Source organism: Roseovarius sp., from assembly GCF_040223625.1.
Taxonomy (GTDB): domain Bacteria; phylum Pseudomonadota; class Alphaproteobacteria; order Rhodobacterales; family Rhodobacteraceae; genus Roseovarius.
Genome location: NZ_JAVKFX010000034.1, coordinates 1 through 7,137, shown reverse-complemented (window position 1 = coordinate 7,137; position 7,137 = coordinate 1). Strand labels below are relative to the sequence as shown.

Annotated in this window: 8 protein-coding genes and 2 pseudogenes; 3 read left to right on the top strand and 7 right to left on the bottom strand. The window is 67.3% G+C overall.

The genetic code is table 11. The features are described 5' to 3' along the window. Positions 1-123 (top strand): annotated as a pseudogene (locus tag RLN94_RS10455) (IS110 family transposase); the annotation flags it as partial. Positions 124-255: 132 nt separating this feature from the next. On the opposite strand, the gene arsC reads toward RLN94_RS10455, so the two are convergent. The 4 genes and pseudogenes from arsC to RLN94_RS10435 form a co-directional block, all read right to left on the bottom strand. Beyond that, positions 256-597 (bottom strand): arsenate reductase (glutaredoxin), encoded by a 342-nt coding sequence (gene arsC / locus RLN94_RS10450; RefSeq protein WP_350130657.1) that lies wholly within the window; start codon positions 595-597, stop codon positions 256-258. Further along, positions 594-1,652, bottom strand: a complete 1,059-nt coding sequence (locus tag RLN94_RS10445) for a quinone-dependent dihydroorotate dehydrogenase (RefSeq protein ID WP_350130656.1) — start codon at positions 1,650-1,652, stop codon at positions 594-596. Before RLN94_RS10445 ends, arsC begins: the two co-directional genes overlap by 4 nt. Then, positions 1,649-2,005: a DUF1330 domain-containing protein gene (locus tag RLN94_RS10440; RefSeq protein WP_502949401.1), complete on the bottom strand. Its 357-nt coding sequence runs from the start codon at positions 2,003-2,005 to the stop codon at positions 1,649-1,651. The genes RLN94_RS10445 and RLN94_RS10440 overlap by 4 nt, the downstream gene beginning before the upstream one ends. Positions 2,006-2,086: 81 nt before the next feature. Continuing rightward, a pseudogene (locus RLN94_RS10435) lies at positions 2,087-2,410 on the bottom strand (DUF952 domain-containing protein); the annotation flags it as partial. Between the two features lie 104 nt (positions 2,411-2,514). On the opposite strand from RLN94_RS10435, the gene RLN94_RS10430 reads away from it, so the two are divergent. Both RLN94_RS10430 and RLN94_RS10425 read left to right on the top strand, forming a co-directional pair. Continuing rightward, positions 2,515-4,074, top strand: coding sequence for a bifunctional metallophosphatase/5'-nucleotidase (locus RLN94_RS10430; protein ID WP_350130655.1), 1,560 nt, complete (start codon positions 2,515-2,517; stop codon positions 4,072-4,074). Between the two features lie 169 nt (positions 4,075-4,243). Next, on the top strand, positions 4,244-5,278 hold the full coding sequence (locus RLN94_RS10425) for a succinylglutamate desuccinylase/aspartoacylase family protein (protein ID WP_350130654.1): 1,035 nt from the start codon (positions 4,244-4,246) through the stop codon (positions 5,276-5,278). Between the two features lie 71 nt (positions 5,279-5,349). Here the strand turns inward: RLN94_RS10425 and RLN94_RS10420 are convergent, their stop codons facing one another. The 3 genes from RLN94_RS10420 to rpsU all read right to left on the bottom strand — a co-directional run bounded on the left by RLN94_RS10420 (position 5,350) and on the right by rpsU (position 7,097). Next, positions 5,350-6,015 carry a hypothetical protein gene (locus tag RLN94_RS10420; RefSeq protein WP_350130653.1) on the bottom strand — a complete coding sequence of 222 codons (666 nt, stop codon included), beginning with the start codon at positions 6,013-6,015 and terminating at the stop codon, positions 5,350-5,352. A gap of 76 nt (positions 6,016-6,091) precedes the next feature. Beyond that, positions 6,092-6,712 carry a dioxygenase family protein gene (locus RLN94_RS10415; RefSeq protein ID WP_350130652.1) on the bottom strand — a complete coding sequence of 207 codons (621 nt, stop codon included), beginning with the start codon at positions 6,710-6,712 and terminating at the stop codon, positions 6,092-6,094. Positions 6,713-6,890: 178 nt separating this feature from the next. Further along, the gene (rpsU, locus tag RLN94_RS10410) at positions 6,891-7,097 is read right to left on the bottom strand and encodes a 30S ribosomal protein S21 (protein WP_057812606.1); all 207 of its coding nucleotides are present in this window, start codon (positions 7,095-7,097) and stop codon (positions 6,891-6,893) included. Positions 7,098-7,137 lie beyond the last annotated feature (40 nt).

Below are 7,137 nucleotides of genomic sequence, written 5' to 3'. Positions count from 1 at the left end.
CGCAAGCTGCAGGAGGCGGGAAAGCCCGTCAAACTCGCCATCATCGCCTGCGCCCGCAAGCTGCTCACTATCCTCAATGCCATGCTGCGGGATCAGAGGGAGCACCAGCCAGTGGCGGGATGAGAAAGACAGTTGCTACGGCAGGTCGAGCGGTTTCGTTCTGAAAATCGAGGGCCCGAACCGTTGTTTCGGCGACGCGAGGTCCCGGCTCGGGGCCGGGACGGGTAGGGTGGGTGCGAACCCACCTCGTGAGGCTCAGAGGATGTCGAGGGCCTTTTCCGGGGGGCGGGCGAGGACGGCGCGGTCGCCGGAGAAGATGACCGGGCGTTCGATGAGTTTCGGGGCCTCGGCCATGGCCTTGAGGAGGGTGTCGTCGGGGTCGGATTTCGACAGGCCCATTTCCTTGAACACCGCCTCGCCCGTGCGGATCATCTCGATGGCGGGCAGGCCGAGTTTCGACTGGGCCTCCTGCAGTTCGGCGAGGCTGGGCGGTTCGTCGAGGTAGCGGCGGATGGTGATCTCGGCGCCGCGTTCTTCGAGCAGGGCGAGGGCCTGCCGGGATTTCGAGCAGCGCGGATTGTGCCAGATGGTTGTCATAGCCAGTCCTTCGATCTTGTGCCGACGGCGTCGGCGACGTTGGTGAAGCCGTCCTGTTCGAGCAGGCGGTCGAGGCCGCGGGCGATGTCTTTGACCAGCGAGAGGCCTTCGTAGACCATGGCCGAATAGAGCTGCACCGCGGAGGCGCCGGCGCGGATCTTGGCGTAGGCGTCTTCGGCCGAGCCGATGCCGCCGACGCCGATGAGGGGGATGTCGCCGCCGGTGAGCTGGGCGAGTTTCGCCAGCACGCGGGTGGATTTCTCGAAAAGCGGGCGGCCGGAGAGGCCGCCGGCTTCGCCTTTCGCGGGGCTTGTCAGGCCCTCGCGGGACAGCGTGGTGTTGGTGGCGATGATGGCGGAAAGGTCCGACTGGCGGGCGACGTCGGCGATCTCGGAAAGCTCGGCGTCGGTCAGGTCGGGGGCGATCTTGAGGAAGATCGGGAGCGGTTTCGGCAGGGTGTCGCGGGCGGCCATGACGCCCGAGAGGAGGGAGGCCAGCGCCTCGGCGCCCTGCAGGTCGCGCAGCTTCTCGGTGTTGGGGCTGGAGACGTTGACGGTGGCGAAGTCGAGATGCGGGCCGCAATGGGCCAGCACGCGGGCGAAATCCTCGGCGCGGTCGGCGCTGTCCTTGTTGGCGCCGAGGTTGAGGCCGATGACGGCGTCGCGGGGACGGGTGGCGAGGCGGTGGCCGACCGCTTCCATGCCGTCGTTGTTGAAGCCGAAACGGTTGATGACGGCGCGGTCTTTCGTGAGGCGGAAGAGGCGGGGTCGGGGGTTGCCCGGCTGGGGGCGCGGGGTGACGGCGCCGGCCTCGAGGAAGCCGAACCCGGCGCGGGAGAGGGGGCTGAGGGCGGTGGCGTTCTTGTCGTAGCCCGCCGCCAGCCCGACCGGGTTGGGCAGGTGGAGGCCAGCGAGCTGCGTGCGCAAGCGGGGCGTGGTGACGAGGCCCGGCAGCGGCACGGCGCCGAGGCGTAGGGCCTGCAGGCTGAGCCCGTGGGCGGTTTCCGGGTCGAACCGGTGGAGAAATGAGAGGCCGGCGCGCTCGAGGAGGTTCATCCGAAGGCCCCGCCGGTATCTGACGGTTTGCAGCGGATCAGGCGCGAGGTGCGGACGGCGGCCTGTCGGTGGATCACGGCCTCGCGGTACACCGGGTCGGTGACCATTTCGAGGAAGGCGTGGGCAGTGGGATAGCGGGCGATGAAGGCGTGATCCCAGTTTTCCGTCGCGGGGCCGATGAGCATCGCCTGCATCTCGCCCCGCCAGAGGATCGAGGCGCCGAGGCGGTCGATGATGGGGGCGGTTTCGGCGCCGTAGCGGCGGTAGGCCTCGGCGCCGGTGAGGCCCGCGTTGGCGAGGTCGTGGCCCGCGGGGTAGGCGGCGTGGTCGCGCAGCGCGACGAGGTTGAGCATCTCGATCGGGTGGTCGCGGTCGAGATCCTTGAAGAGCTGGAACTGGGGCCGGGTCGGGTCGACATGGCCGGCGATGTCTTCGGGGAAGACGTGGGTGCCGTGGGCCAGCGGCAGGGGCTCCACCCGGGCGATGTCGGTGAGGTGCAGGTCGCGGTAGAGATGCGGGAAGAGGGCGCCGCCGCGGGAGGGTTCCCACTTGAGAGCATCGCCCAGATCGTCGGCCTCGACCGAGACGAGGACAAGGTCATCGGCCCCGGCGAAGTGCTTCGCCGCGGTCTCGGCGGCCTGTTGCGGTGTCGAGAAATGGATGTACCCGTCGGCGAGGTCCACCGGCGCACCGGCGGTTTTGCCGTCGCGGCGCAAGGCCTGCCATTCGTCGGCGCGGAAAATCTTGAGGATCAGCATGGCGCGGTGATGCCCCGCCGCCTTGCGCCGGTCAAGCGGGAAGGCTTTGACGGATCGCCAAAGGGCGGGCAAACTCCGGAAAATACCAACAGGAGATTGAGACCATGCTGACCCGTCTTGCCCTTGCGGGCGTTTTCGCAGCAGCCGCCGGGATGGCGCAGGCCGACTATGTGCTGACCATCCTGCACACCAACGATTTCCACGCCCGGTTCGAGCCGATCAACAAGTATGATTCGACCTGCGGCGAAGAGGACAACCAGGCCGGTGAATGCTTCGGCGGCTCGGCCCGGCTGGCCACGGCGATTGCCGAATTGAAGGCCGACGCGGTCAACCCGATCCTTGTCGATGGGGGCGACCAGTTCCAGGGGACACTGTTCTACACCTATTACAAGGGTCAGTTGGCGGCCGAGATGATGAACCGGCTGGGCTATGACGCGATGACCGTGGGCAACCACGAGTTCGACGACGGGCCGGAGGTGCTGCGCGGGTTCATGAACGCGGTGGAGTTCCCGGTACTGATGTCGAACGCGGATGTGAGCGGGGAGCCGCTGCTGGCCGACGTGCTGATGAAGTCGACGGTGATCGAGCGGGAGGGCGAGAAGCTGGGGCTGATCGGTCTGACGCCGCAGGACACCGACGAGCTGGCAAGCCCCGGGCCGAACATCATCTTCACCCCGCCGGCCGATGCCGTGCAGGCCGAGGTCGACAAGCTGGAGGAGCAGGGCGTCAACAAGATCATCGTGCTGAGCCATTCGGGCTATGGCGTCGACCTGGCGGTGGCGAAGGCCACGACGGGGGTCGACGTGATCGTGGGCGGGCATTCCAATACCTTCCTGGCCAACGACGATGCCTCGGCCGCCGGGCCCTATCCGACGATGGTGGGCGATACAGCGGTGGTGCAGGCCTATGCCTATGGCAAGTACCTGGGCGAGTTGGTGGTGACGTTCGACGATGCCGGCAAGATTGTCGAGGCGAGCGGCGGGCCGCGGCTGATGGATGCGGGGGTGGCCGAGGACGCGGGCGTGAAGGCCCGGATCACCGAGGCCGCGCAGCCGCTGGAGGAGATCCGCAACGAGGTGGTGGCCGAGGCGGCCGCGCCAATCGGGGGCGACCGGGTGAACTGCCGCTCTGGCGAGTGCGAGATGGGCAACCTAGTGGCCGACGCGATGCTGGACCGGGTGAAGGGGCAGGGGATCGAGGTGGCCTTCATGAACGGTGGGGGCGTGCGGGCCAGCATCGACGCCGGCCCGATCACCATGGGCGAGGTGCTGACGGTGCTACCGTTCCAGAACACGCTGTCGACCTTCCGGGTGAAGGGGTCGGTGCTGAAGGAGGCGCTGGAGAACGGGGTGAGCCAGTTCGAGGAGGGCGCCGGGCGGTTCCCGCAGGTGGCGGGGATGAGCTTTGCGGTGAATCCGACCAAGCCGGTGGGCGAGCGGATCTCCGACGTGATGGTGGGCGGCGAGGCGCTTGACCCGGAGAAGCTCTATGGCGTGGCGTCGAACAACTATATCCGCAATGGCGGGGACGGCTATGCGATGTTCGTCGACGCGCAGGACGCTTATGATTTCGGGCCGGACGTGGCGAACGTGATGGCCGAATACCTGGCCAAGGTCGGGCCGTACACGCCCTATACGGACGGGCGGATCAAGGTGGGGATGTAGGCGGAAGGGGCGCTGGGTCCGGCGTTGGATTTCCAGCGGAAATTCAACGTCTCCGCCGGGGTATTGTCGGCCAGAAGAAGCGCGGGCCGGGCCACGGGGCCGGCGTGAGATGGACAGTCCGCGCGTTTTTGCCTATGGCATCCGGTGAGGGATCAGGACGGCGACAGGCATGAGCGGCCGCGAGGCATTCAAGTTGAACGGGCACGTGATCGAGGTGGGCACCCGCCGGACGGTGGACGTGCCGGTGAGCACGTTGTCGGATCATACGCCGGTGAACCTGTCGGTGCACGTGATCCATGGCCGCAAGCCCGGCCCGGTGATGTTCGTCTCGGCCGCCGTGCATGGCGACGAGGTGATCGGGGTGGAGATCGTGCGGCGGCTTCTGAAGGCCAAGGCGCTGAAATCGATGGCCGGCACGCTGATGGCGATCCCGATCGTCAACACGTTCGGGTTTCACAACCATTCCCGCTACCTGCCCGACCGGCGCGATCTGAACCGGAGTTTTCCGGGGCTGAGCGAGGGCTCGATGGCGTCGCGGCTGGCGCATATCTTCATGAAGGAAGTGGTAATGCGGGCGGATGTGGGGATCGACCTGCATTCGGCGGCGATTCACCGGCTGAACCTGCCGCAGATCCGGCTGACGCCGGGCAACGAGCGGCTGGCGGAGCTGGGCCGGGCCTTCGGGGCGCCGGTGATGCTGCCGTCGAAGCTGCGCGAGGGGTCGCTTCGGATGGCGGCGGAGGCGGCGGGGGTCGACGTGCTGCTCTATGAGGGCGGCGAGGGGCTGCGCTTCGACGAGCTGGCGGCACGGGCCGGGGTGAGCGGCATCCTGCGGGTGATGCAGCACCTGAAGATGATCGGCGGCAAGGGCGTGCCCAAGGTGCGCCATGCGCCGGTGCTGGCCAGCGAGTCGCACTGGTACCGGGCGCCCGCCGGCGGGGTGTTCCGCGGCTACGTGCCAATCGGGGCAGCGGTGGTGCCGGGCACGGTGCTGGGGGCGATCTCCGACCCGTTCGGCGAGGCAGAGAGCGAGGTCGTCTGTGACCGGCACGGCATCGTGATCGGGCGGTCGAACATGCCGACGGTCTACGAGGGGGATGCGCTGTTCCACGTGGCGGATACGCCGCGGGCGGACCATGCGGCGGAGGGCGTGAACGCGCATATGGAGGCGGCGCCGCTGTTCGACGAGGACGAGATTATCTGAGCTTGCCGGTGCGAGGCCCCGGCTCGGGGGCCGGGGCGGGGAGAGGCGGGTCAGGCCCGGGGCAGAAGCCGTCAGCGGGTGGCGTGGCGGTTCTGGGGTAGCAGGAAGATCGAGACCATCAGCAGGCTGAAGATCAACTCGTAGACTTCCCATTTGCGGTTCTGCTCGCCCATCGCCACGATCACCAGGCTGGCGGCCAGGGCGAAGAGCGTGTGGCGCAGGCCCGGCACCGGAATGGCCAGACTGTCGGCCAGACGGCGGATGGCCCCGACGCGCGGGTATAGCAGCGGCAGGGCGATCAGGTAAAGCAGGATCACCGCCGTCAGCCCGGTGCCGAAGATCGTCTTGGCCAGATGCGTGCCGCCGACCACGAGGTTGTGGAAGTTGGTTTCGTTCTGCTTGTTGTTTTCCTGGAAGAATTCGCCCGATTCCCAGCCGAAGATGCGCTGGCCCCAGGAGACTTCCTCGCCTGCGCCGAGGAAGAAGAGCAGCGCGTAGACGGCGGTCAGCACGGCGGCGAGGGTCAGGCCCTTTGCGCGGAGCGACAGGGCGTTGGAGACCAGCAGGGCGCTGGCCACCAGCAGGAAGAGCGCGGTGGCGTATTCGACCAACCTGTCCTCGAAGGCGTAGACGGTGGTGAAATAGACCGGATCCCAAAGGTGGATGATATAGGAGATCACGCAGACGATGGCGATGGCGGCCAGCAGGATGCGATCGATCAGGAGGTCTTTGGGCATGGGGCGGGTGTCCGGCAGGTGAAAACTTCGCCCCCGGATAGGCGAGTGGGCCGGCCGCATCAAGCGATATCGGTGGTCAGAGCGTGATGTCGACGCTGGCCTGCGGGTCTTTGCCTGTCTCCTCGAAGCGCATCAGGACGGCGTTCTGTTCGGCTTGCGAGAGGCGGCGGAAGAGGCCGTCGCGCTGGTTGGCGGGCTCGTCCGCGAGGTAGAACTGGGTGGTCAGCTCGCGCCCCCCGGCGAAGGCCTTGACGTGGATATGGGGCGTACGGCCGGGGTAGGGGACGGGCTTTATGGTGCGGAAGGTGTAACGCCCGTCGGCGCCGGTGATGTCGTGGCCGAAGCCCTGGAAGGCGGGGTCGTGATCGGCGCTGCGCCGGTCGCGGGGATGCATGTAATTGCCTTGCGCGTCGCATTGCCAGATCTCGACGCGCGCCTCCGGGATGGGCCGGCCGGACCGGTCGAGCACGCGGCCCGTGAGGCGGATGATGTGACCCCCCGCCTGTCGCACCGCGCCGGCAATGCGGACGAGGTCGTTGTCGATGTCGGCGCGACGCATGGAGCCGGTGGGGTAGAATGGCCCCTCGGTCTGACGTGGTGTGAGTAATGCGGCCTGCGCCGGCCGGGAAAGGACGCCAAGGGCCGCAAAGCCAGCGGCGGTGCGGAGGAAGCGGCGGCGGGGGGTCGGGTTTGACATCTGCGTACCTTTCCTGCGGAGAAAGGTAGGGGCTCTGGCCATCACGGGCCGTAAACGATTTCGTGAGGCGGGGGAACCTTGCCGGTTCCTGCCGGCAGGGGTGCCGGAAACGACAAACCCCCGGGCGGGTGCCGCGGGGGTCGTCTTCGATGTGTCGCAAAGAGCTGCGGTACGGGTCTTAGAGGAGACCTTCGCGCTGGGCTTTCTTGCGCGCCAGCTTGCGAGCACGGCGGATGGCCTCGGCCTTCTCGCGTGCGCGCTTTTCGGACGGCTTCTCGAAATGCTGCCGAAGCTTCATTTCACGGAACACGCCTTCGCGCTGCAGCTTTTTCTTCAGGGCGCGGAGCGCCTGATCGACGTTGTTGTCGCGAACACTAACCTGCATGTGGTGTCACCACCTTTCTAAGTTGGAGTTGCATGAGAAT

Bases quoted from the DNA above. Each gene is read 5' to 3' on its own strand.
- rpsU (WP_057812606.1), bottom strand. From the start codon at position 7,097: ATGCAGGTTAGTGTTCGCGACAACAACGTCGATCAGGCGCTCCGCGCC.
- RLN94_RS10415 (WP_350130652.1), bottom strand. From the start codon at position 6,712: ATGTCAAACCCGACCCCCCGCCGCCGCTTCCTCCGCACCGCCGCTGGC.
- RLN94_RS10430 (WP_350130655.1), top strand. From the start codon at position 2,515: ATGCTGACCCGTCTTGCCCTTGCGGGCGTTTTCGCAGCAGCCGCCGGG.
- RLN94_RS10440 (WP_502949401.1), bottom strand. From the start codon at position 2,005: ATGCTCAACCTCGTCGCGCTGCGCGACCACGCCGCCTACCCCGCGGGC.
- arsC (WP_350130657.1), bottom strand. From the start codon at position 597: ATGACAACCATCTGGCACAATCCGCGCTGCTCGAAATCCCGGCAGGCC.
- RLN94_RS10425 (WP_350130654.1), top strand. From the start codon at position 4,244: ATGAGCGGCCGCGAGGCATTCAAGTTGAACGGGCACGTGATCGAGGTG.
- RLN94_RS10420 (WP_350130653.1), bottom strand. From the start codon at position 6,015: ATGCCCAAAGACCTCCTGATCGATCGCATCCTGCTGGCCGCCATCGCC.
- RLN94_RS10445 (WP_350130656.1), bottom strand. From the start codon at position 1,652: ATGAACCTCCTCGAGCGCGCCGGCCTCTCATTTCTCCACCGGTTCGAC.